Genomic DNA, 25,640 nt, shown 5'->3' with positions numbered 1-25,640 from the left:
GTTAAATCCTTTCCTATGAATTGGTTGACCTTTTAGTAAAAATCTCTTCCAGCTGTTTTCTAAGAATAAATTTTTGGATTTTCCCGCTGGCATTCCGAGGAAGGGCATCACAAAAAACATACTTTCGCGGCCGTTTATAATTAGCAAGATTATCACTATTTTTACAAAACTCATCAAGTTCTTGTTCGGTCACACTCGGATCTTTTTTTACTACAAAGGCCGTAACGGTTTCTCCCCAGCGATCATCTGGCTGCCCAACAATGGCCACATCCAGGACTCCCTTATGGGCGTGCAGGACATCCTCCACTTCCCTTGGGTAAATATTTTCTCCGCCGCTGATAATCATGTCATCGACACGGTCATTCACCCAAAGATAGCCATCTTCATCCAAATAACCAATGTCACCGGTGTGATACCAACCTTTATACATCGCTTTTTCAGTTGCTTCATCAAGACCAAAATAGCCGGTCATCATACACGGTCCCTGAACAATGATTTCACCTGTTTCTCCCTTAGGTACAACATCATCCGGATCAGATGGACCATCCTCCCTTGTGCGGACAATCCGGATATCATGATTTAAACAGGCCCGGCCTGCAGAACCCGCTTTTGTAAGCTGATCAGCCTCTGACAAGAAGGTAATTGCCGGTCCCATTTCGGTCATTCCGTACGCTTGCACTAAAGAAATACCAAGGCGATCATGGCATGCATGAACAAGCGATGGGGCCATCGGAGCAGCGCCATACAAACCAAGCTTCAAACTTGAAAGGTTATAAAGGCTCAAATCCTCTTGCAGGAGCATATTCCACATGGTTGGTGCCGCGAAAAATTTCGTAATCTTTTCTTGTTCAATCAATTGCAGGACATTCTTAGGATTAAATTGGTGGAGGATGACATTTTTACAGCCGGCATGCACTCGCGGAAGGATATTACAATGGAGCTCCGCACAATGAAACATTGGAGCGGTTACTAGGCCAACGTCAGTATCCTCCAGCTTTGTCGCACCGATGACAATTAAGCTTTGCTCGACAATATTTCGATGTTTGTGGAGAACTCCTTTTGGCCTCCCGGTTGTCCCACTCGTATACATAATCGCATACAAATCATTTTCATCGACCTCTACCTGAATATTCTCTTTAGTTCCGGAAACAAGTCTCTCGTTGTAGCTGACAGCATAATCAGGGGTTTTTTCATCTATATACCAGAAGGAGATTTTCTCGAAGCGATTTTCAATTGCGGAAATAACAGGTTCTAATACTTTTTCAAAAAGAACAATCTTGGGAGATGCATCAGATAAGATATAGGCAACCTCTTCAGCGGTTAAGCGGAAATTAATCGGATTAAAAACAGCACCAATTTTAGCACAGGCAAAAAAAGCAGTTGCTAATTCCTCGGTATTGAAAAGAAACGTTGAAACACGGTCGCCCTTTTTTACTCCTTCTTTTAAGAGTACATGGGCAAGTTGATTAACCTGTTCACTCCATTCCTTATAAGTTAGGCGGATATTTTTTCTCATATCATAAATGGCTTCCTTGTTCGGAAATCTTTTCACCGTTAAATCAAAAATTTTCCCAATCGTCATACCCATCCAATTTCCCCCTTAAGTGTGTATGCAGGCAATCGGTTATTTAACCGGTTGCCCCTTTATTTAATTCAACCGCTCGATAATCGTAGCATTGGCCATGCCGTGACCTTCACACATTGTCTGCAATCCGAAACGGCCGCCCGTACGCTCGAGTTCGTGCATCATAGTTACCATTAAACGGGCACCGCTTCCGCCTAATGGATGGCCTAGGGCTATAGCTCCGCCATTCGGGTTAAGTTTTGCCGGATCAGCACCTGTTTCTTTCAGCCATGCTAGCGGGACAGGAGCAAAGGCTTCATTGACCTCAAATACATCGATGTCGTCAATGGCAAGGCCCGCTTTTTCTAAGGCTTTTTGTGTCGCAGGGATCGGCCCTGTTAGCATTAAGGTTGGATCAGAACCGACCACCGCACGGGTATGGACACGGAAACGAGGCTTAAGCCCGAGCTCCTCTGCCTTCTCGCGGGACATCAGCAATACCGCTGCAGCGCCATCGCTGATCTGACTGGAATTCCCTGCATGAATCACCCCATCTTCTGCGAATGAAGTGCGGAGCCCTGCCAAAGCCTCCTGTGATGTACCCTGTCTCGGACCGGAATCATCCTTGATTACAGCTGTTGTCCCATCCGGGAGCGTTACTTCAAGCGGGAAAATTTCTCTTGAAAAATAGCCTTCTGCCTGTGCCTTTAAGGCCTTTTGATGGCTTTCAAGTGAAAATTGATCAAGCTCCTTGCGGGTAAAACCATATTTTGCAGCAATTCGTTCGGCAGACAAGCCTTGATGGATCATTTCATATTTCTCTTTTAGCTTAGGGCTAAACGGTTCTGCAGTCCCATAGTTTAATCCCATTGGCACACGGGACATGCTCTCGACCCCGCCGGCAATCACTACATCCATATCACCTGCTAAAATCGCTTGGGCGGCAAAGTGTACTGCCTGCTGACTTGAACCGCATTGGCGATCAATCGTAGTTCCCGGAACTTCAATTGGGAATCCGGCAATTAAAGCGGCAACCCTAGCGATATCCCCTGCTTGTTCACCGGCCTGGGTAACACACCCCAATATGACATCTTCCACGATGGCAGGGTCAATACCGGCTCGAATGACGAGTTCCTTCAATAATAAAGCAGCCAAATCATCCGGCCGGATATCCTTTAAAACGCCGTTTCTTTTTCCTACAGGTGTACGAACACCCTCTACAATTACCACTTCACGCATCTTCATCTTCCTCTCAGGAATTCTATAATCCTAGGTTTTTCGCAATAATCGTTTTCATGATTTCATTCGTGCCTGCATAAATGCTTGCCACCGGAATATCCCGATATCTTCTTGATATCTCGTATTCTTCCATGTAGCCATATCCTCCATGGAGCTGCATGCATTCAGCGGCAATCTTTTTGGCATTTTCCGTCAGCTTCCATTTGGCCATCGACACTTTAGTGACGACATTTCGGCCATCGATATGTTCGGCGATCAAGCAGTCTAAAAAGGCTCTTCCCATTTCTATGTCTGAAGCCATCTCGGCAATTTTGAATTGGGTATTTTGAAACTCGCTGATGGGTTTTCCAAACACTTCGCGGCTCTTTACATAATCAATCGTCATCTTGAGCATCACTTCCGCAGCCGTTTGCGCCGCTATCGCGACAACAAGGCGTTCCTGTTGGAGTTTCTCCATTAAATAAAGAAATCCTTTGCCTTCCTCCCCGAGTAAGTTTTCCTTCGGGACGCGACAGTCTTCAAATATCAATTCAGCTGTATCCTGACAATGCAGGCCAACTTTGTTTAACTTTCTACCCCTGGAAAAGCCCGGAGTACCTCTTTCTACTACCAGCAGGCTGACTCCTTTATGCTTCGGTAATGCATGAAGGTCCGTTTTAACGGCAACAACAATGAGGTCGGATTGAATTCCATTTGTGATAAATGTCTTTTGTCCATTAACAATATAATGGTCACCGTCAAGCCTGGCAGTTGTTTTGATATTGGCTAGATCAGAACCTGCACCCGGTTCTGTCATGGCAATGGATGTTATCAGCTCTCCTGTTACACATCGCGGGAGCCAGCGCTGTTTTTGTTCATCGGAACCGAATGATGTGATGTAGGGAACGACAATATCATTGTGCAGCCCAATTCCAACTAGACCTGAACCTACTCGTTCCAGTTCTTCATTAATAACCACAGAAAAACCCCAATCGACTTCACTGCCGCCATATTTCTCCTCTAAATCAGGACAGAGAAAGCCCCACTCTCCCATCTTCGTCCAAAGGGAGCGGGGAATCATTCTGTCCTCTTCCCACTGTCCATAAAAGGGATATGCTTCTTTTTCCAAAAACTTTCTGAAAGACTTGCGAAAAATTTCATGGTCTTCAGTTAAATAAGGATGTTTCATCTTATAACCTCCTCCGACATTGTGAAGGCGTTTCCATTTTTAAGCGCTCACTTTAAGAGGTATTTACAAATTTGGGGGTTATTTACGTTTTTTAATTTATCTACAAATTCCCGTTGCTCACTATTCTCCCTTCCACTTTTTCATATATATTTATTATAGCAAAGAATATTTATTTTTTTGAATATTTTGATTATTATTTCATTAACATTTTAATGGATCAGGCTCTACTATCGAAAAGTAGGCCTGATTTTTTATTTTGGTTCCTCGTAAGCATTCATAACTTGTAAACTTTATATCAGCAATATTATCCAACCTTACCTGAGGGGGAAAAAATGGTTATCATTCCTAATAAAATCCGTTATCATTATTTTAGGTAAACGAAATTAATGTAACACTATTTTCGGAATGGAGGATCATATGTCTAAAAGAAAAATGGTTATTACCAATAAGCTGGAACAACACTACTACAAGCAAATAAAGGAAATCCTCCCTGATTGGGAACTAGTGGTTGGAAAAGAAAAAGCTATCTGGCAAGATCATATCCGCGATGCTGAAATCATTGCCGGTTGGAAAAAAGGGTTAGAAAAAGATTGTCTCTCACCACATTCAAAACTTAAGTGGCTGCAAACCTGGAGTGCAGGGGTAGATTCCTTACCACTTAAAGAACTGGCTTTAAGAAACATTGCCCTGACCAGCGCAAATGGCGTTCATGCCTATCCCATCTCAGAGACCATCTTTGCTTTAATGCTTGGATTAACGAGAAAAATCCATACATATGTAAGAAACCAATTATCGATGGTCTGGGATCATGCCAACATGGGATTGGAAATACATGAAAAGACGGTTGGAATTATTGGTGTTGGAGCAATAGGAAAAGAAACGGCTAAAATTGCAAAAGCATTTGGGATGAAGGTAATCGGAGTCCGCCATTCCGGGAAACCGGAAGAATGTGTTGATGAAATGTACACCACTAACCAATTACCCGTTCTTCTTCCAAGATGTGATTATGTCGTCATAACATTGCCCCTTACGCAGCAGACCTATCATTTATTTGGCGCGGAACAATTTCAACACATGAAGTCATCTGCCTTTTTTATTAATATAGGTCGTGGGGAAATTGTAGTTGAAGCTGACCTCGTTAATGCTTTAAAAGAGGGTACAATTGCCGGTGCGGGGCTTGACGTATTTGAAACCGAACCTTTAACGAAAGAAAGTCCTTTATGGGAAATGGAAAATGTTATCGTTACACCACACACATCAGGCTCAACAGAACATTATGATAAGAGAGTTATTGAAACAATCTTAATCCCTAACTTAAAGGATTATATTTCCAGTGGAAAACCTTCAATTAATCGGGTTGATTTTTCAAAGGGGTATTAATAAGAAAAGCGCAAGCACCCATTTAGCGCACGACAGGACTGGAGCGCTTCGACTGAGATAAAGGAAACACGGAGCTGAAGTCGATTCGATGTTGACTTATCGTAGGGAGAAGAGCAAAGTACACTAGCCGCTGGGCTCCTTGTGCTAGACAATTCTCGAAGTCAAAAATTTCTTTCTTATACTTTAAAAGGAAGATGCGTAAGCATCTTCCTTTTAAAGTATTTAATAAATCGTCTGCATCCCTTTTCCTGCTACAGTCATCCATTCAAACTGACGCAGTCTTACTTCAAACAGCGTCAACGGATCACGGAAAATTTCAGGATTGGTATTCATTTTATCGAGCATTTCTTTATTCGTACGAATTTCTGAACGTGCTCCCTCAGCCGTTTGATTTAATAGAGCTAATGGAAATTTAAAAAACAAGGTAATATCCCGTTCCAATGATTTTTCAAACAGTTCAAATTGCCTGAAGAAACGTTCGGTAACCAGTGCGGTTACTTCAGAATAATCTTCATTTTTTACAAATGATTTGTACTTATTAAAAAGCATCGCTTTGTTTTGTATAGCCCCAAATAGTTTTCCCGCACTTTTTAATAAAAATTGTGATGGGGTATTGCGCAGCAATATATTTACATTTTCAAGCTGGAATCCGTTTGTCATCCGGTCGGTATCACGTCGCCAGTCTCCCAGCACTTTAAAGTCACATTCAAGCTTGATTCTCTCTTCCCCGTACAAGGTGTTAAAGCCTTCAGCCATCTCATCCAAAAATAGCCGGCTTTGTTCGAACTCTTCTTTGGAATTCACGATCCACCCCTGAAGTGAAGTGAAGTATTTCGGCAACACCGAATTCTCCAAGTAATCTTGTATTTTTCTGTTCATCTCTTCATTCAATTCAATATGAATTTTACTAAAATTGCTGTCTTCGGTAATAAGCTCCGAACACTCCTGCAACATCTTCGGCACAGTTTCAGAAATCTCATTTTGAATCGCTTCTCTTATTGCACGATACGACTTTGTGATGGCAGTTGTTTTTTGCGACTTTGCATCATTCACTTGGTTTAGGGCACCGGTTAGCTTCATTACCAACTCTTCGTTCCAACGTACTGATTCGATCAGTTGATTTTCGACACTAATCCTTTTTTGTAAAAGGTTCGTTATGGTTGTACGGATAAAGAATAATAACTTTGCTAAACGTTTATCCTCTAAATTACGAGTGTTTTTAATTGATTGAACAAACGCTTTAAAATCGCTTAGCTGCTGACTGCTTTCGTACTGAGAAGAAAAAGCAAACACCTTGGCATCGGGCATATATCCGTTTATGACCGCTTTCGTTTCATCAAAAATTTGAATCGCTTCCTGCTCATTGACAATGGTATCCATCTTATTCAAAAGAAAATGGACAGGAATAGCAGGTGCCAGCTCTTGTATTTGTGAAAGAACTGCTCGTTCCTTGTCAGTAAACGGAGCATTGGCATCAAGGACAAATAATACCGTATCTGCAGTATGTAGATGCTGCAGCACCTCATATCGATCCTGTTGACTGCCCTTTAACCCGGGCGTATCAATAAGGGCCAGGCTGTTTTCATATAAAAATGGATTGGGCCGTTTGAATTCGAATATTGATTCCAGCGCATTCCGCCGTCGGTCAAGTCTCGCTTGAAATTGCGAAAAATCTGGGAGCGTTACAGTTTCGTAATCAGTGATTTCAGTAATAGTTAATTCCTCAAAATCTTTAAACATAATGACAGATGATGTTGGGCTATCCTGTACTTCTTCGCCCAGAATTGCATTCACAAAGGTCGACTTTCCGCTTCCGCTTAACCCGGTAATTAAAAGATGGTGTGTTTCAAAATCGATTAATTGTTGGACAATCCATTTTAAGCGATTATTTTCGCCCATGTCATGAGCCTGTGCCCATTTCAAGATTGCTTCAAAAAGACTCAAGCACTCTTCAAGTTCATCCATTTCCGTTTCTGTGTGACTGATTAGGTCCTCAGCTTCACTCACAATGGACATACTAATGCTTGCCGGAAAAAGTTCATTCCAGGATAAAGCAGCGGCAGATGCCACAACTGTCTGAGCAGGGTCCGTTAATCGCACCCAATTCGTTAAGAGGTCGGGAATGAGATCCTGTAATTTTTTAATAAAGAATCTTCCATCAATTAAGCCGAAATATGTTTCTTTATGAAGGCTTGAAAGACCGTGCCAATAATCATTCCTACTAATATCGAGATTTAATAGTAAATGATTGATTTCTCTTAACCATGCAAAATAGGACTCTTCCTGTTTATAACTGTTCCAAAGTGAACAACAAAGCCGTTCAAACAATTGTCTATCAAGGCTGAATAATTCTATTAATGCTTGGGAAAAATAGTTTGGGTGTAGCTTTTTTGTTACACCTTTTTCAACATACGTATTGATAGTCTCAAACCATTCCAGTGAACCGGTTCGCTTTGCTTCATTCACTGCCAGTTCAATCGCATTGCTCCAATCCTGCCGATCTTCAAAAAAGCAGCGGGCAATTTGCGTGACATTCGGATAATCAGGATTTGAAACAATGGTGCTTTTGATGACAGCTACTGCCGCATCTAACTTACCACGCTCGATATAAAGTGAAAATAACTGCAAATTCACTTCTGTGTTTAATGTAAGTTGATCTGTTTCAATGGCCAGATAGAAATCCTCCGCATTGGATAACAGCCCCGATTCATAGTAGGCATCAGCAATATTTTTCTTTGCCCATGGCTCGAGCTCATTTGTGATGTTTTCCCATTTAAAAATAGCTGTTTCATAGTCTTTGTTTTGGAAATACACTTCCCCCTGAGCAAAACGAATAAACGATAAATCAGGCATATCTTTTTTAAGTTCCTCTTGGGATGCTTCACCAAGGACACGAATCGGATGAATGTTTTCATGCTCATTTATGAACATTTCATAATATGTTTTTTGTATTAGTTGCTTCTCTAACGTCATAACTTTCCCTCCATTAACAAGCACTTCTATGACATTCATATGGAAAAGAGGCATAATTATTCCTCATACTATTCGTTCAAAGATCAATTTATTAGTCCCAATTATACAATTCTAACAAACGATTTTTTTAAATAGATGACAGTTGTGTTTCAATTTGAAGACAAAAGAAATAAAGCTGAAGCGCCCGTTAATCGAAGTACACTAGTCGCCGGACGCTTTTAGCACAGGTTGGATCTAATAATTCTTTTAATAAGGCTTGAAATTGCAAATCTTCTTTGTAAAAGTTCAACTTTGCATGCCCCCCTATAAAAGATTTTTCGGAATAATCAATAAACAAATTATAACATTATTAAAGATGGGAAAAAATAAAAATTAGTTCAATTGGTACTAGATTCCCTTACTTTCCTTTTTCAACGTATAATAATATCAAAGACCAAAGGAGAATCGAATGTGGAAAAGGATCAAGCTATTTATTTAAGTAATTATCTTGAAGAGTGGAGCGGTTCCTCTTTTGAAATTAATAAGTTAAAAACAGTTGGCGGAACCTTACCTAAGTTTCATCAATGGACTAATGGAAAAAAAACGCTGGCCGGCTACGAAGTCACCCGTCCTGACCATGATATAGGTTACTATCTTTTATTTATTGATTGGCATCGGAACGAAAACTATTACCTAGTTATTTATGCCCATGATAAATCGACAACCATTGCGGAGATGCGTCAAATTGAGGAAATTGATGGAATCTTCCATCTGGTATGGAAGTACAATCCCTTAAAACGGGACGGGAAAAACGATCAACGGAAAGCCTATTTTAAACAAACGTTTGGCACGACAACTGTACAAATTAAGATCCCCTCCTCTTCTATTGAAGTGGAAGCATTTATTAGCCAATTGTTTAAGCTTTGCCAAAATAGAATGAAAGCTGACCAAATTGTTGAAGTATTTGATTTTGAAAATGGAAGGGGCTGTTGAATATCAGTACGCAATTGAGCTAATAAAGAGATGACTTAAGAAAACAAGCTTAAGGATATCTCTTTTTATCTTTTTTAGGACATGTAACGAAGTCGAAGCCTAATCATATTTTGATAGAAATGATGTAAAGGAGTCGATTTTTTAAGCATGATTACTTATATACTCCAACCCGGTGATAATTTATTGACACTTGCTCAAATGTATCACACTACTGTGGAGGAAATTGTTGCTGCTAATCCAAGCATTGGCCCCTATAATCTTTTTGTTGGCCAAATCATTTCCATTCCTGCTGCTCGTCAGCATAAACCTATTGCCCCACATCATCCCGGACACTCCACTCACCATACAAAGTGTGGACCAGGATGTGTCAGTAAGGCGGAACTTGATTTAAATAGCTTCATGCGCGTTCTTTGGGAAGAGCATATCGCCTGGACGCGCATGGTAATTATTAGTATTACGTTTAAATTACCAGATGTTGACTTTGTCATTAAACGGCTCCTGCAAAATGCGACTAACATGGGTGCTGCCTTCAAGAAGTATTACGGGGAACAAATTGGAGCTAAATTTGCCGCCTTGATTAAAGATCATCTCGTGATTGCTGCTCAGCTCGTTAAAGCAGCAGCAGCAGGTGACAGTAAGGGAGCCGACATGGAAGAAAAACGTTGGTATGCAAACGCAGCCGAAATTGCTGACTTCCTAAATAAAATCAATCCTGCTAACTGGCCAAAGGATGCAGTCAATGAGATGATGAAGCACCACTTAAGATTGACCAAATCGGAAGCTGTATACATGATTACAAAGGATTACGCATCAGATGTTGCCATCTACGATGAAATTGAAAAGCAAGCGTTAGAAATGGCCGATGCTTTTACAAATGGAATTATCAAGCAGTTTCCGCATCTCTTTTAAAAAAATAGGGGAAGCAGTAACAGCCTCCCCCTTAACTAGTTATAAAACCTTACTTAAAAATAATTTTGTTCTATCTTCCTTTGGATGATCAAATAATTCACTTGGGACGTTTTCTTCGACAACTACACCGCCATCCATAAAGATCACGCGATCGCCTACTTCTTTGGCAAAGCCCATTTCATGCGTAACGACAATCATCGTCATGCCCTCTTTTGCCAATTGCTTCATAACTTCGAGCACTTCGCCAACCATTTCAGGGTCCAGTGCTGAAGTCGGTTCATCGAACAGCATGATTTTTGGTTCCATCGCAAGCGCTCTGGCAATTGCCACCCGCTGCTTTTGCCCCCCTGATAGCGAATCAGGATAAGCATTTTCTTTATCCTCTAAACCAACTTTTCTTAAAAGCTCTAATCCTTTTGCTTTTGCTTTTTCTGCAGGAACATTTCGCACCTTCATTGGGGCGAGCATAATATTTTCAATAACCGTTTTATGAGGAAATAGGTTAAATTGCTGAAAGACCATTCCTACTTCGGTCCTTACTTTATTGATATCGGTTTTTTTATCTGCAAGATCGATTCCCTCAATATAAATATGACCGTTTGTAATCGTTTCAAGTAAATTAATACAACGGAGAAACGTCGATTTTCCTGAACCGGATGGTCCAATGACTACCACTACCTCTTGAGGTTTAACGGAAACATTTATATCCTTTAGAACCTCGTTATGTCCAAATGTCTTTTTCAAATTTTTCACATGTATCATTCTGTTGCCAACCTTCTTTCAAGACGAGTTAACAAGAAGCTCATGGTAAGAGTTAATACTAGATAAATGGCAGCTGCCGTAAGATACGGCTCCCAAACGCGGTAATACTGTCCCTGCATCGCGCGTCCCCAGTACATAAGCTCCGGTGCCGCAATAAGTGCTGCCAAGGATGAATCTTTAATGAGGACAATAAACTCATTTCCCAGCGCAGGAATCATCCGTTTAAAAGCTTGCGGCAGAATAACAAATTTCATGGCTTGTACATGTGTCATCCCTAATGAGCGGGCTGCTTCCATCTGACCCTTGTCGATTGATTGGATCCCGGCACGGAAGATTTCTGCAATATAGGCTGCCGAATTTAATGAAAGACTTAAAATCGCTGCCGTAATTGCATTGGTTTCACCAAGAAAAAGCGGAACAACGGCAAAATGGATCAATAGAATTTGGACCATAAATGGTGTCCCGCGGAAAAAAGCAATGTACCAAGTAAACGGCATGGAAAAGAGTTTCTTACTACTCATTTTTCCTAAACCAATTAATAAACCAAGTATTGTTCCGATTAAAATACTGGCAATGGATAGACCAATTGTCAGCAAAGTCCCTTTTAAGAAAAAGGGAGAGTATTCAGCTATAATATCCCAACGAAAATCCATCTAGAATCCCCTTCCAAGGCTGTAATCGCTTATAGCAATAACATAAGGCAGTATTTTTCTTGCTAGAATCAAAAAATTGCGTAACTGCTAATTTAGAGTTACGCAATTTAATATGTTTGCCCGATTATTTCTGTTCTTTTAGAATTTTTATATCAGGGTCTACTTTAAACCACTGTTTGTATAACTTCGCATATGTTCCGTTATCCAGCACTTTTGTAATGGCCTTATCAAAATCAGCTTTAAGCGTACTTCCTTTTGCAAACATTAAACCATAAAATTCTTTATTAAAGGCTGTATCGTCCTCAATAACTTTTAAATTGTCCTGCGGATTATTTTTTACATATTGCTCGACTACCGTGTTATCTGCAACTACAGCATTAGCTCCGCCGCTTTTTAGCTCCATAATTGCCAGGTTATTATTTTCAAATTTTTTAAGTTTATCACTGTTTTTCCCTAGCAGTGCCTCAACTGCATCCTGACCGGTTGTACCGTTTTGAACTGCGACGGTCTTCCCTTTTAAATCCTGTGCATTCTTAATATCACTATTCTTTGGCACTAGAATTTCGTTTTTAGATAAAAAGTATGGAGTGGAGAAATCATAGGTCTGTTTTCGTTCATCGTTAATTGTGATAGCAGATAGTCCGATATCTGCTGTCTTGCCTTTAATTTCTACAAACAAAGGATCCCATCCAACGTTATCAACCTTCACATTGTAGCCTGCTTCCTTTGCAACAGCCTTGATAAAATCAATATCAAAACCGACTACTTCGCCTTTATCCTGGTATTCAAATGGTGCATATGCGGCATCTGTCACAACTCTAAGAGTTTTCTTAGCATCACTCTTTGTGCTGCCGCTTGTTTGACTTGTTCCGCATGCTGCCAGAATAAAAAGTAAAGAAAAAACGAAAACTGTTGATAAAATTTTAAACATCTTCATTTTTTTGACCTCCAATTATTTTTTTATAATAGCAATGTTCGAAAACAATTATTATTTTTGTAACATTTATGATTATACATTCGAATGTTTATTTATTCAATACTAAACTTTAATGTTTTACTACTTTAGTAGAATAAATTAATAATCCAAATATAGTAAAAAATAACTTTTAGTATAACACTTTATTATTCTACTGAATATTCTGTTTTTTAGCAATATTATTTTCGAAATAAAAAAATGCCTTGTAATCTAATCTGTCACTACGGCGGCTACAGTGAATATTCTATTAGAAACGATTAATAAAGAAGTAACATTAGACCAATTGCCTTTTTATTTATCCTCTATTTTAAAAGCTGAGGTACGGGGCAGAACGTTAGTGAATATTAATTAATTAATTACGAAAAAAGCAGCGTTCTTTAACGTTGCTTTTTTATATTATTCAATACCTAGTCTAAACTCACTACCAATATTTCAATTAAAATTCCCCCTTTAAAACAAAGCATTATATTTCCAAAATTATTTTTTATGTGAGAAAATCTAACATAAAATGTTGTAATTTTAAAAATTTTTAATAAACTACAGTAAACGAGGTTAGTGTGGTGAGAGATTAAATGAGTAAAGATTTGTCTTATAAAGATAAGAAGGTTATAACGATTGGGATTGTAAGGGATTTAACCGGACTATCCGAAAGACAAATACGTTATTACGAAGAAAGGAAACTGATTTTCCCCGAAAGATCCCCTGGGGGTTCCCGTAAATACTCCTTTGCAGATGTTGAATTATTGATGGATATCGCCAATAAAATCGAAGATGGCCTTCAGACACATGAAATCAGAAAAGAAATGCTCCGGGAGGAGAAGAAACAAAACCAAGAGGACATTCGCAGGAAAATGATCCAAGGACAGCTCAATGCTCAATTTGGATTTCGGAAGCGGCAATAAGTTTATGTTAATTTAAAGAGATTGTCTCAAAAAGTGATTTTTGAGGCAACCTCTTTTTGTTAGTCTTTTAATTAAAAATCTTGTTAATTTCCCTAACAAACTCTCTGACAAAATCGAAATCCTCAGCTATCTTTTACATATAAACGATGGAGAGGGAGAAATTAAATGAATAGACCAAACGCGGTTAAATTAGCTGAAACAATCCTGCAATTAGATAAATTAAGAGATGAATTGTATGAAGAGCTAATGATCATCCTCGGCCCAAGAGCTCACGAACTTTTACGCAAACTCCAAAATAGTTAAGGAGGGAGAATAAATGCCTAATCAATTACGGAGAGGAATGGAAAGCCTAAAACAGTTTTATATCAATAAGCTGGTAGCATCCGGAATATATCATACTTCCGACAAGGAACTACACTCTTTTACCTTAAGTGAATTGAAGAGTATCGTTAAGAAAGAATGTACCCCAAAAAAATAATCTCCTCATCTCAAATGAATACCTTTATTAATCAGCCACCCATATGAGGCCGCACTACCAAATTGGCAGTGCGGCTTTTCCTGTTGAGCTAACTCTTTGTTCAACCCCATCATTACAAAGCAGACTCAGAAACCATGTGAGGTTTTCTGACAAGAATATGGATTCCATCTCACATCCATGTAAAAATACAACTACAGAGAATGTTAAAAAAATTAACATACATTAAAGGAGGCAAAATGATGAATACTACATTTTTATTGAACAGTCTATGGGTAATGGTCGGAGCAGTCCTCGTTATTCTGATGATCGGAGGTTTCATTCTACTCGAAACCGGTTCGACTCGAATGAAGAATGCAGGACATATCGCAGGTAAAACGATCCTTACTTTTAGCATCGGTTCCATCGTGTTTTGGGCAGTCGGATACGGTTTAGCCTTTGGAAAAGGAAATGCAATTATAGGTTTTTCCAATTTTTTCTATTCAGGATATGAAATTAAAGGTTTATCCCTATCTGGATCTGTTTTCTTTTTATTTCAATTAGCCTTTGCGGGTATTTCCTTAACCATTGCATTCGGCGGCTTTGCCGAACGGGCAAAATTAGCTGCATATCTCGTGTTTGCTGTACTTTTTTCAATATTTGTCTATCCTTTTATCGCCCATTGGATTTGGGGAGGCGGCTGGTTAGCAGCGCATGGAAAGCAGGATTTTGCCGGCTCAACCGTTGTTCATTTAACTGGAGCTATGGCAGCACTTGCAGCAACAATTATATTAAAACCTCGGATTGGAAAATATAATAAGGATGGTTCAGCTAATAATATCGCCGGCCATAACCAAGTCTTCACAGCATTAAGCGTGTTGCTTTTATGGGTCGGATGGTTTGGCTTCAATGCCGGCAGTACATTATCCGCTGATAAAGCATTCTTTGGATTTGTTGCCCTTAATACCAACCTGGGAGCAGCTGCCGGCACCGTTGCCGCTATGATTGTTTCCTGGATGGTCATGGGCAAAGCAGACGTACCGATGATGTTAAATGGTGCATTAGCAGGCTTAGTAGCAATTACGGCATCCTGCGGTTTTGTAGATACATGGGCTGCTGTCGTAATCGGTTTTATCGCAGGTATCCTTGTATTTTATAGTATTCGTTTCTTTGAGAACAGAAAAATTGATGATCCAATTGCAGCTCTATCTGTACACGGAACTGCAGGGGTTTGGGGGACATTATCAAATGGCTTTTTCGCAACGAAAGAATTAGCGACTGTCGGTAAACCCGGTTTATTTTATGGCGGCGGTTTTCATCAGTTAGGAGTTCAGGCAATGGGAGTCTTTACTTGTGCCGCTTTCGCATTTATTGTATCTTATATCATTTTAGTGATAATGAAAGCTGTCATGAATGGATTGCGTGTTACTGAGGAAGAAGAAATCATTGGACTTGATATGAGTGAACATGGCAGCTATGGTTACCCTGAATTATTAGAGGTTGAACAAAAACTGAAAGCCTAATAACAATACTTTTAATGAGCGGTGGTCAATCCCTGTAAATATACATCGGGGATTGCACCGCCCTTTGGATTTTTCCGGAAAGGAGGGTAAGAATGGAATACCGCACCTTCTCAGAAATTAGGAAATACAGAGAATCCCAAATGAAGGATGCCTCCGGCGATCACTTTAAACTAAATCAAGTTCATGAGGATATACTTTTGCAAGTTTTAAACACTGCGCTTTATCAAATGACCGACGCGTTTGGTCCACCCCCTTCCCTATTTTCATTTTTTGTTATGGGCAGTGCGGGTCGTTATGAACAATCGGTTTGGAGTGATCAAGATCATGGAATCATCTATGAAGACAAAAATGATGTGGCAAAAGTCTATTTTTTAGCATTAGGAAAAGAGATTTCTGATGGCTTGCATCAAGCCGGCTATAAATACTGCGATGGCGGTGTAATGTCCTGTAATCCTCTATGGTGCAAATCATTATTCGAATGGGAACAGCAGATTATGGAATGGACCGAGGAGTCCTCATGGGAATCGATTCGGCATTTGTTAATTTTGATTGATGCACGGGCTGTTACAGGGGAGCAGCGATTGGTAGAGAATTTAAAAACATCCATCTATCAAACAGTTCACAAAAAACAACTTCTGCCCAGATTCCTCGAAAATACACTTCATCTTAAAAAGGGGATAGGCGTGTTGGGCCAAATTTTAACGGAAACACACGGGGTCCATACAGGTTCACTAAACATTAAGGATATCGCTCTTTTCCCTTATGTAAATGCGATTAGGCTTTTGGCCGTTCAAGAGAAATTGATGGATACCTCTACCCTTTCCAGGCTCGATAACCTACATGTTCAGGACAAAGAATTATATAAAACCATGTTTCTTAAACTATTACACTACCGATTGAAATTTGGAAACCACACAGACTATGAATCAGGCCATTATTTGCAGATTGACCTTTTAACAAAAGAGCAAAAAAAAGAAATAAAAGACATCATCAAAAATGGAGCTGCCCTTTATCATTACGTTATTAAGAAAATTGTAAAGAGGCATTAAGATGGGAATGATTGAAATGATTCAATTTCTTCGACAAATGTATGGAAAAATCGGCTCCAATATTTATGCCGGTGTTGGAGGACAATCCAATCTACAGCAAATCTCTTTTATGAGGCAGCTGCAAAAGGAAATGAAAGAAAAGGACGTCTTAGATTCCCCTCTTAACGAATTAAGAGTAGTCGTATTTGATATAGAGACCACCGGTTTCTATCCGGAAAAAGGAGATCAAGTACTCTCCATAGGAGCAATTAAAATGACGGGGCATCAGGTTCATATTGATGACACATTTTATTCCCTCATCCATTCCGAACTCCCTCTTTCCGATGCTATTTCATCGTTAACCAATATTCAAGAGGAACAATTGCGCACGGCTCCTGAAGCTAAGGAAGTTTTAATACAATTTTTCAAGTATGTTCATAGTGATATACTTGTTGCCCATCATGCCAAACATGAGCAATCTTTTATGCAAAGGATGACTTGGGATATCATGCGTACCAGATTTGAGCATCGAATCATCGATACATCCTTTTTAATTCGGCTTTCGAACCCTACTAAGAGATCGCTCCCGCTTGAAGAGATTTGCGAGGAATGCGGGATAGAAATCAAAGACCGGCACCACGCTTTGGGAGATGCGGTCATGACAGCATCTATCTGGAGCTGCTATTTACAAAAAGCACTGACAATGGGGTTTAAAAATCTACGTGAAGTATATGAATATCTTGCCCATTTAAAATAGTAGTAAATATGCAAAGAAAGTAATAAAAAAACGGTAAGGGTCCGTAGTAATAGTAACTTTTATGACAACTTTTTCCTATCAAACTATTTCTCCCTTTTTCCTCTTTTTATCCCCTCAAGCTGTCCTCAAAAATATTTTTTTGAAAAAATAAAAATTTTTTTTCTTCGCTTTAACCTTAGTATGACAAGAATGAAAACGCTACCATAATTTTTGATTGTTTTGAATTATCTGATTTTTATATTGACCATGTTTTCGATTGGTTGTATGATTACTGACAATAAAACATTGTAATTAAACATCGCCTTTATTCATCCATTGTTAAACAGGATGAGGCAAGGCAATTCTTTTACAAACAATTTTTACCCATTTAAAGCGGTTTATCACTAAAGAGGAGTGGTTATGTTGGGAAGTCAATGGATATTCCTTGGCGGAGAGTTCGTCAAGAAAGAGGATGCTGTAGTATCAGTTTTTGATCATGGCTTTTTATATGGTGATGGAGTATTTGAAGGCATTCGCGTTTACAGCGGTAACGTCTTCAGACTCGATGCCCACCTGAAAAGGCTTTATGAATCAGCACAATCCATTATGCTAAAGATTCCTTATACACACGAAGAAATGACTCAATTGATCGTTGAGACCATCAAAAAAAATCAGCTAGAAAGCGCCTATATTCGTGTCGTTGTATCCCGTGGTAAAGGAAATCTCGGATTAGATCCTTCCTCTTGCTCGAATCCAAATGTGATTATTATCGCTGAGGAATTATCGATGTTTCCTAAAGAGTTTTATGAACAGGGCATTAAGATTGCTTCGGTTGCAAGCAGAAGGAATCGGCCTGATGTCCTTAGCCCTCAGATTAAATCGCTTAATTATTTAAATAATATCCTCGTAAAACTGGAAGCCAACCAAGCCGGGGTTCAGGAAGCATTAATGCTGAATGATCAAGGATATGTTACTGAAGGTTCTGCTGACAATATCTTCATTGTAAAAAATGGAGTTATTTATACCCCTCCTGTTTATTTAGGGGCTTTAGAAGGAATTACCCGAAATGCCATCCTTGATGTTGCGAAAGCAAAAGGATTCGAGGTCAAAGAATCTCCATTTACCAGACATGATGTTTATGTTGCGGATGAAGTGTTCTTAACTGGAACCGCAGTAGAAGTCATTGCCGTTGTTGAAGTAGATGGCCGCAAAATTAAAGATGGCGTGCCCGGTGAAGTAACAAACGAATTGTTAGAAGAATTTAGACGAATCGTTACAACAGACGGGGTAGCTTGTTACCCTTCCGCTACAAACCATGCAATCGTCAGTTAGGAGGCGCTAAAATGCGCAGCGATATGATTAAAAAAGGGATCGATCGTGCTCCCCATCGCAGTCTTTTATACGCAACAGGGGTAAAGGTGAGTGACTTAGAAAAGCCGTTTATCGGTGTATGTAACTCATATATTGACATTATCCCAGGACACAAACACCTTAATCATTTCGGTGAAATCGTGAAAGAAGCCATCCGGGAAGCCGGCGGCATACCTTTTGAATTTAATACAATCGGTGTTGATGATGGAATTGCCATGGGTCATATCGGAATGCGCTATTCCCTTCCAAGCCGTGAAATCATCGCCGATAGTGCTGAAACAGTCATCAATGCCCATTGGTTCGACGGAGTTTTCTACATTCCAAACTGTGACAAAATTACGCCGGGAATGCTGATGGCAGCTGCCAGAACCAACGTCCCTTCCGTATTTGTTTCAGGTGGTCCAATGGAAGCGGGTGTCTCTTCATCAGGGAAAAACCTCTCCCTCACTTCTGTTTTTGAGGGTGTAGGGGCTTACCATAGTGGATCAATGAGTCAGGAGCAGCTGCTTGAGATTGAAACTCAGGCTTGCCCAACATGTGGTTCATGTTCGGGAATGTTTACAGCGAACTCAATGAACTGTCTTATGGAAGTACTGGGAATGACCGTTCCCGGCAACGGAACAATCGTCGCAACTTCTGATGAAAGGCATGAGCTCATTCGCCAAGCCGCAAAACACTTAATCGAATTAGTGAAACAGGATATTCGCCCACGCGACATTATTACAAGAGAAGCAATTGATAATGCATTTGCCCTTGATATGGCCATGGGCGGCTCAACAAATACGGTATTACATACCTTGGCTATCGCTCATGAAGCCGGTATTGAATACGATCTGCGGGATATCAACAAAATTGCTGAAAAAGTTCCGTATCTGGCAAAAATTATGCCTGCATCCGACTATTCGATGTCAGATGTTCATCGTGCAGGCGGTGTAAGTGCAATCCTTAACGAACTATGTCAGATTGAAGGCGTGCTTCATAAAGAGTGCCTTTCAATTACAGGAAAAACTTTAGCAGAAAATGTTAAAGAGGCAAAAATACTTGATGAAACGGTCATCCGACCAAAAGAAAATCCATACAGTCCTGTTGGCGGTCTTTCCATTCTATATGGAAACCTTGCTCCGGATGGCGCTGTTATCAAGGTTGGTGCCGTTGATCCATCCATTAAAACCTTCCTTGGGGAAGCAATTGTTTTTGAATCCCAAGAGGAAGCACAAGAAAATATTAACAATGGTACTGTAAAGGCGGGGCATGTAGTTGTCATCCGTTACGAAGGGCCAAAAGGCGGCCCGGGAATGCCGGAAATGCTTGCTCCAACATCCGCTATTATGGGTCGTGGATTAGGTAAAGAAGTTGCGCTGATCACTGATGGACGCTTCTCCGGTGCCAGCCGCGGTATTTCTATCGGCCATATTTCACCTGAAGCAGCTGAAGGCGGACCAATCGCTTTCGTGCAAAATGGTGATAAAATTTTAATCGATCTAGAAGCACGTTCCATGGAACTTATCGTTGATGATGAAGTTTTAGCCGAAAGACGTCAGGCATGGCAAAAGCCTGAGCCGAAAATCAAATCAGGCTATCTGGCAAAATATGCAAAACTCGTTACTTCTGCCAACACAGGCGGAATCATGAAAATATAGGGATCTACTGGTACCCCTCCCCTTCTTAAAGAAGTAAAGGTACTAAAAGCGTTAACCATTGACAATGGAATATCAAAATCGATGACGGGAATAAAGGAATAAGATTTAGTATTTTCAGAGAGCTGGGGTTGCTGGAAGCCCAGTAATACAACTTATTCTGACATCATCCCTGAGTGTTGAGCTGAACAGACTTAACTTTAGTAGGCTCAATCAGGTGGTCTAAGCATGGATCACCTGTTACCAAAAGAAGCGATCTCTTTATTTAAGTCGCTTCATAAGGCAGTATTCGTGAGGATACTGTAAATCCGGGTGGTACCGAGAAGAGAAAGGCCTTTTCTCCCCGATTATTCTGCGTAGTAGTTTATTCGCTGCAGTTTATTCGGAGAGAATAGGGCCTTTTTTACTATGTTATAAAGATATCTACAAATTTTAATACCCTTAAGGAGGGATTACGACGTGAAAGCAGAAGCAAAACTGGAATTCCAAGCCAGTACCGCCCCCAAAACAGGTGGAGACCTTCTTCTCGAATTATTAATAAAAGAAGGGGTTGATACAATTTTCGGGTATCCGGGTGGTGCTGTCCTCCCGATTTACGATTCTATTCATCGGGCACAAGGATCTATAAAGCACATCCTCTTCCGTCACGAGCAAGGCTCTATCCATGCTGCAGAAGGCTATGCCCGAATTACCGGGAAACCCGGAGTTGTTATCGGGACATCCGGTCCCGGGGCAACCAACCTGGTTACCGGAATTACAGATGCAATGATGGATTCCTTACCTCTTGTCGTTTTAACCGGACAGGTAGCACGCAGTGTCATCGGAAGCGATGCTTTTCAGGAAGCTGATATCATGGGAATCACGACTCCGATTACAAAGCACAATTATCAAGTGCAATCGATAGAGGATTTACCAAGAATCATCAAGGAAGCTTTTCATATTGCATCTACAGGCCGGCCGGGACCTGTCGTAGTCGATATTCCCAAAGACATCTCATCTGGAATTGTTCAAGAAGAACCTAAAGATGTCAGCTTGCAATTGCCGGGCTATCAGCCGACGATTAAGCCAAACCCGTTACAAATTAAAAAGCTGACAGATGCAATTGGCAAAGCAAAAAGGCCTGTCATTCTTGCCGGTGCAGGTATCCTCCACGGAAAAGCGGCTGCTGAATTCAAGGATTTTGCGGAAAAACATCAGCTTCCCGTGGTCACTACCTTGTTAGGAATTGGAACTTTTCCTGCTAATCATCCCCTTTCATTAGGAATGGGCGGCATGCATGGAACCTATGTTGCGAATATGGCTTTATATGAATGTGATTTGCTTATCAATATTGGCGCCCGCTTCGATGACCGATTAACTGGAAATCTTAAGCACTTTGCCCCACATGCTAAAGTAGCTCATATTGACATCGATCCTGCGGAAATTGGGAAAAACGTACCGACGGATATTCCAATTGTTTCTGATTCAAAGGAAGCATTACTCGAGCTTCTAAACCTGGACGGAGATTCTCCGGAACAACAAGCCTGGGCCGAAAAGCTTAAGGAATATAAACAGCAATTCCCGCTTTGGTATAAACATAACCAACAGGAAATTTGCCCGCAATGGCTTATTGAATCGATTCATAAGGTGACAAGCGGTGACGCGATTGTAGCAACAGACGTCGGGCAGCACCAAATGTGGGCAGCACAATATTACACATTTAATGAACCGGATCGCTGGATTACATCAGGCGGACTTGGAACAATGGGCTTTGGCTTCCCTGCTGCCATCGGTGCCCAAATCGCTTCACCGGAAAGTACCGTTGTCGCAATCGTCGGTGACGCAGGATTCCAAATGACCCTTCAGGAGCTTTCGATTATTTATGAAAGAAATTTACCTGTCAAAGTAATTATCGTCAATAATGGTGCACTTGGAATGGTTCGCCAATGGCAGGAAGCTTTTTATGATGAACGTTATTCTGAGTCCCTGTTAATGTCTCATCCGGATTTTGTAAAACTTGCAGACAGCTATGGAATCAAAGGGTTTAGAATCAACACTCCTGAGGAGTTGATTACAACTCTTCCGGAAATTTTCGCCTATGACGGCCCGGTCCTTGTTGACTGCCGAGTGATTCAACTGGAAAATGTCTACCCAATGATTGCCCCGGGCAAAGGACTGCATGAAATGATTGGGGTGAAACCATGAAACGAATAATCACAGCAACTGTTCAAAATCGAAGCGGTGTTTTAAATCGCGTCACTAGTTTACTGCAAAGAAGACAGTTTAATATCGAAAGTATTTCCGTCGGGCAAACCGAAACAGAAGGCATTTCCAAAATGACCCTGGTTATTGATGTGGAAGACGAGCAACGGCTTGAACAAGTGACAAAGCAGCTACACAAACAGATTGATGTTTTAAAAGTTTCCGATATTACCGATAAGGCAATTGTTGCCAGAGAACTCGCACTTATTAAAGTAGCCAGCACCAGTCAGCTGCGGAGTGAGATCAACGGTATCATCGACCCCTTCCGGGCCTTGGTTATTGATGTAAGTAAAGATAGTCTTGCAGTCCAGATTACCGGACGACCTGAAAAAATCGATGCATTGATTGAATTGCTTCGCCCTTATGGAATAAAAGAGATTGCCAGAACAGGGCTGACAGCCTTCTTACGAGGGCATCAGCCGCAAGTAAACGAACTAACTAATTACTCCCTATTAAAATAATAATTTACCTTGAAAGGATGATCGATAATGGCAAAAGTACTTTATAACGGAAATATTAATGAAGAGGTTTTACAAGGAAAGAAGATTGCTGTAATTGGCTATGGCTCACAGGGTCATGCACATGCTCTAAACTTAAAAGAAAGCGGCTTTGATGTCGTAGTTGGCTTAAGAGGCGGTAAATCATGGGATAAAGCAGTTGAAGACGGAGTTGAAGTTACCTCTGTTGCAGAAGCAACAGCAGCAGCGGATGTAATTATGATCCTGCTTCCGGATGAACATCAACCGAAAGTATACGAAGAAAGCATTAAACCAAACCTTAAAGCCGGTGACGCGCTTGTTTTTGCTCATGGCTTCAACGTTCACTTTAACCAAATCGTTCCTCCTGCAGATGTCGATGTATTCCTAGTTGCCCCTAAAGGACCTGGACATTTAGTTCGTCGTACTTACACTGAAGGTGCCGGTGTTCCAGCCCTTTACGGTATTTATCAAGATTATACAGGTCAAGCACGTGAACTTGCCCTTGCATATGCAAAAGGTATTGGATCTGCCCGTGCAGGTGTATTGGAAACAACTTTCCAAGAAGAAACAGAAACAGATCTATTCGGAGAGCAAGCAGTATTATGCGGTGGTACAACAGCTCTTATCAAAGCAGGATTCGAAACGCTTGTTGAAGCAGGTTATCAGCCGGAAGTTGCCTACTTTGAGTGTTTACATGAATTAAAATTAATCGTTGACCTTTTATACGAAGGCGGATTAGAAAACATGCGTTATTCGATTTCTGATACAGCTCAATGGGGAGATTTCGTTTCCGGACCACGTGTTGTAAACGAAGATACAAAAGCACGCATGAAGGAAGTATTAAAGGATATTCAAACAGGTGTATTTGCAAAAGGCTGGATCCTTGAAAACCAAGCTAACCGCCCGCAATTTAACGCAATTAACCGCAGTGAAAACAATCATCAAATTGAACAAGTTGGCCGTGAGCTTCGTTCATTAATGCCATTTATTAAAAAGCCGGTATCTGCTAAGAAGGAAGTGGTGGTAAATGGTTCACGTTAACATCTTTGATACGACATTACGCGATGGCGAGCAGTCCCCCGGCGTGAATTTAAACCAGCTTGAAAAACTGGAAATTGCGAAACAACTTGAAAGGTTTGGCGTTGACATTATGGAGGCCGGCTTCCCGGCTTCCTCACAAGGCGATTTTGAAGCAGTTCGCAGTATCGCCCGTACGATTAAAAATGTTTCCATAACAGGCCTTGCAAGAGCGACAAAGTCGGACATTGACATTGCGTGGGATGCCTTAAAAGATGCACAAGAACCTAGGTTGCATATCTTTCTTGCAACCTCCCCTATTCATATGCAATATAAGTTGCTAAAGACACCTGAGGAAGTAACACAATTAGCAATTGACATGGTTTCCTATGCACGAACAAAGTTTCCGCATGTAGAATGGTCGGCAGAAGATGCTACCCGCTCTGATCTCGATTATCTCGTTCATATTGTTGAAAAAGTCATTGATGCAGGAGCTACGGTTATTAATCTTCCCGATACTGTCGGATATTCAACTCCTGAAGAATATGGGCGTATGTTCCGCTATGTAAGGGAAAACGTCCCTAATATTCATAAGGTTCAGCTATCGGCACACTGCCACGACGATCTTGGAATGGCTGTTGCCAATACGCTTGCTGCAATTGAAAACGGCGCTAACCAAGTAGAAGGAACCATTAATGGAATCGGTGAACGTGCCGGTAATGCTTCCTTAGAAGAAATTGCAGTTGCACTTAATATCCGAAAAGATAAATATGATTTTACAAATAACCTGGTTTTAAAAGAAATCAAACGCACGAGTGACCTTGTCAGCCGCTTTACAGGCATGGTGGTCCCGCCAAACAAAGCAGTTGTTGGTAAAAATGCGTTTGCTCATGAATCCGGTATTCATCAAGATGGCGTATTAAAAAATGCATTAACCTATGAAATCATTACTCCTGAATTAGTCGGGATTCAATCCAATGATTTAGTTCTTGGAAAACATTCAGGCCGACACGCATTTAAAGATAAAATCGAGCAAATGGGCTTTTTATTACCGAATGAAAAGCTTATCGAAGCATTTACTTCTTTTAAACTGTTAACGGACCGGAAAAAAGAAGTTACGGACGAAGATTTATTTGCCATTTTAACGGATATACAAACTGCTGTTGTCGATGTGAAGAAATATGAGCTGGTGGCTTTCCAAGTCCAATACGGTTCAGCTAACCTCCCTACTGCAACTGTTGCCCTAACAACGCCTGAAGGCATTCGGGTCGAAACAGCCCGCACCGGATCAGGAAGTGTTGAGGCACTGTGTAACACATTAGAAGCATTGGTAAAAGAAGAAATTCATCTTACTGATTTTAATTTAAGCTCTATCGGTCAAGGTCGTGATGCTCTTGCTGAGGCCCGTGTAAAAATGACAGTAAACGGTACCCAAGTCAGCGGCCGTGCATCAGCACAGGATGTTTTGGAAGCTTCGGCAAAAGCCTTCTTGAACGCAGTGAATCGTGTATTTTTTAACCAAAAGGCCGCAGTTAAGGAAACTGCGATTCTATAAAAGAAGCGGAAGCGCCTTGGAAACTTCGGTCCCAATAGTGCTTGCTTCAAACTATCTATCTCTGTGAAACTAGCGCTTTCGAAGATTACCTTAAAGGTGCT

General features: G+C 40.7%; 22 protein-coding genes. 15 read left to right on the top strand and 7 right to left on the bottom strand.

Annotated features, from left to right (window positions below; translation table 11 throughout):
- Positions 1-13: 13 nt before the first annotated feature.
- From J2S10_RS18530 to J2S10_RS18520, 3 genes are read right to left on the bottom strand one after another with little or no spacing between them, the layout of a single operon-like run.
- On the bottom strand, positions 14-1,588 hold the full coding sequence (locus J2S10_RS18530) for a fatty acid--CoA ligase (RefSeq protein WP_307410519.1): 1,575 nt from the start codon (positions 1,586-1,588) through the stop codon (positions 14-16).
- A gap of 60 nt (positions 1,589-1,648) precedes the next feature.
- Entirely contained in the window at positions 1,649-2,803 is a 1,155-nt protein-coding gene (locus tag J2S10_RS18525; protein ID WP_307410516.1) for a thiolase family protein, read from the bottom strand.
- A gap of 22 nt (positions 2,804-2,825) precedes the next feature.
- A complete protein-coding gene (locus J2S10_RS18520) occupies positions 2,826-3,971 on the bottom strand; it encodes an acyl-CoA dehydrogenase family protein (protein ID WP_307410513.1) in 1,146 nt (381 codons plus the stop codon).
- A 417-nt stretch (positions 3,972-4,388) separates the two neighbouring features.
- Between J2S10_RS18520 and J2S10_RS18515 the strand changes: the two genes are divergently transcribed.
- On the top strand, positions 4,389-5,351 hold the full coding sequence (locus J2S10_RS18515; protein WP_307410511.1) for a D-2-hydroxyacid dehydrogenase: 963 nt from the start codon (positions 4,389-4,391) through the stop codon (positions 5,349-5,351).
- 222 nt (positions 5,352-5,573) lie between these two features.
- On the opposite strand, the gene J2S10_RS18510 is transcribed toward J2S10_RS18515, so the two are convergent.
- Positions 5,574-8,324: a dynamin family protein gene (locus tag J2S10_RS18510; protein WP_307410508.1), complete on the bottom strand. Its 2,751-nt coding sequence runs from the start codon at positions 8,322-8,324 to the stop codon at positions 5,574-5,576.
- Positions 8,325-8,774: 450 nt separating this feature from the next.
- Here J2S10_RS18510 and J2S10_RS18505 point away from each other — a divergent pair, with 450 nt between their 5' ends.
- Positions 8,775-9,296, top strand: coding sequence for a hypothetical protein (locus J2S10_RS18505; RefSeq protein ID WP_307410505.1), 522 nt, complete (start codon positions 8,775-8,777; stop codon positions 9,294-9,296).
- A gap of 147 nt (positions 9,297-9,443) precedes the next feature.
- Positions 9,444-10,205 carry a LysM peptidoglycan-binding domain-containing protein gene (locus tag J2S10_RS18500; RefSeq protein ID WP_307410504.1) on the top strand — a complete coding sequence of 254 codons (762 nt, stop codon included), beginning with the start codon at positions 9,444-9,446 and terminating at the stop codon, positions 10,203-10,205.
- 39 nt (positions 10,206-10,244) lie between these two features.
- Here the strand turns inward: J2S10_RS18500 and J2S10_RS18495 are convergent, their stop codons facing one another.
- The 3 genes from J2S10_RS18495 to J2S10_RS18485 all read right to left on the bottom strand — a co-directional run bounded on the left by J2S10_RS18495 (position 10,245) and on the right by J2S10_RS18485 (position 12,557).
- A complete protein-coding gene (locus J2S10_RS18495; RefSeq protein WP_307410501.1) occupies positions 10,245-10,967 on the bottom strand; it encodes an amino acid ABC transporter ATP-binding protein in 723 nt (240 codons plus the stop codon).
- Positions 10,964-11,620, bottom strand: a complete 657-nt coding sequence (locus J2S10_RS18490; RefSeq protein ID WP_307410498.1) for an amino acid ABC transporter permease — start codon at positions 11,618-11,620, stop codon at positions 10,964-10,966. The genes J2S10_RS18495 and J2S10_RS18490 overlap by 4 nt, the downstream gene beginning before the upstream one ends.
- A 124-nt stretch (positions 11,621-11,744) precedes the next feature.
- Positions 11,745-12,557, bottom strand: coding sequence for a basic amino acid ABC transporter substrate-binding protein (locus J2S10_RS18485; RefSeq protein ID WP_307410495.1), 813 nt, complete (start codon positions 12,555-12,557; stop codon positions 11,745-11,747).
- A 611-nt stretch (positions 12,558-13,168) separates the two neighbouring features.
- On the opposite strand from J2S10_RS18485, the gene J2S10_RS18480 reads away from it, so the two are divergent.
- From J2S10_RS18480 to J2S10_RS18425, 12 genes are all read left to right on the top strand, one after another.
- Positions 13,169-13,498 carry a MerR family transcriptional regulator gene (locus J2S10_RS18480; RefSeq protein WP_307410493.1) on the top strand — a complete coding sequence of 110 codons (330 nt, stop codon included), beginning with the start codon at positions 13,169-13,171 and terminating at the stop codon, positions 13,496-13,498.
- A 165-nt stretch (positions 13,499-13,663) separates the two neighbouring features.
- On the top strand, positions 13,664-13,801 hold the full coding sequence (locus tag J2S10_RS18475) for a hypothetical protein (RefSeq protein WP_307410490.1): 138 nt from the start codon (positions 13,664-13,666) through the stop codon (positions 13,799-13,801).
- Positions 13,802-13,814: 13 nt separating this feature from the next.
- The gene (locus tag J2S10_RS18470) at positions 13,815-13,976 is read left to right on the top strand and encodes a Fur-regulated basic protein FbpA (protein ID WP_307410487.1); all 162 of its coding nucleotides are present in this window, start codon (positions 13,815-13,817) and stop codon (positions 13,974-13,976) included.
- Positions 13,977-14,215: 239 nt separating this feature from the next.
- Positions 14,216-15,475 (top strand): ammonium transporter, encoded by a 1,260-nt coding sequence (locus J2S10_RS18465; RefSeq protein ID WP_307410485.1) that lies wholly within the window; start codon positions 14,216-14,218, stop codon positions 15,473-15,475.
- Between the two features lie 92 nt (positions 15,476-15,567).
- Positions 15,568-16,524, top strand: a complete 957-nt coding sequence (locus tag J2S10_RS18460; RefSeq protein WP_307410482.1) for a DUF294 nucleotidyltransferase-like domain-containing protein — start codon at positions 15,568-15,570, stop codon at positions 16,522-16,524.
- A 1-nt stretch (position 16,525) separates the two neighbouring features.
- The gene (locus J2S10_RS18455) at positions 16,526-17,260 is read left to right on the top strand and encodes an exonuclease domain-containing protein (protein ID WP_307410480.1); all 735 of its coding nucleotides are present in this window, start codon (positions 16,526-16,528) and stop codon (positions 17,258-17,260) included.
- Positions 17,261-17,662: 402 nt separating this feature from the next.
- Positions 17,663-18,571, top strand: coding sequence for a branched-chain-amino-acid transaminase (gene ilvE, locus J2S10_RS18450; protein WP_307410952.1), 909 nt, complete (start codon positions 17,663-17,665; stop codon positions 18,569-18,571).
- Positions 18,572-18,582: 11 nt separating this feature from the next.
- Positions 18,583-20,250: a dihydroxy-acid dehydratase gene (ilvD, locus tag J2S10_RS18445; protein ID WP_307410477.1), complete on the top strand. Its 1,668-nt coding sequence runs from the start codon at positions 18,583-18,585 to the stop codon at positions 20,248-20,250.
- 456 nt (positions 20,251-20,706) lie between these two features.
- Positions 20,707-22,431: an acetolactate synthase large subunit gene (gene ilvB, locus J2S10_RS18440; RefSeq protein ID WP_307410474.1), complete on the top strand. Its 1,725-nt coding sequence runs from the start codon at positions 20,707-20,709 to the stop codon at positions 22,429-22,431.
- Positions 22,428-22,949, top strand: coding sequence for an acetolactate synthase small subunit (gene ilvN, locus J2S10_RS18435; protein WP_307410471.1), 522 nt, complete (start codon positions 22,428-22,430; stop codon positions 22,947-22,949). The genes ilvB and ilvN overlap by 4 nt, the downstream gene beginning before the upstream one ends.
- 27 nt (positions 22,950-22,976) lie before the next feature.
- Positions 22,977-24,008, top strand: a complete 1,032-nt coding sequence (gene ilvC, locus J2S10_RS18430; RefSeq protein WP_307410467.1) for a ketol-acid reductoisomerase — start codon at positions 22,977-22,979, stop codon at positions 24,006-24,008.
- Entirely contained in the window at positions 23,995-25,539 is a 1,545-nt protein-coding gene (locus J2S10_RS18425) for a 2-isopropylmalate synthase (RefSeq protein WP_307410464.1), read from the top strand. Before ilvC ends, J2S10_RS18425 begins: the two co-directional genes overlap by 14 nt.
- Positions 25,540-25,640 lie beyond the last annotated feature (101 nt).

Source organism: Neobacillus ginsengisoli (assembly GCF_030813055.1).
The sequence above is the reverse complement of the archived record's forward strand: the minus strand, read 5'-3'. Positions and strand labels throughout refer to the sequence as shown.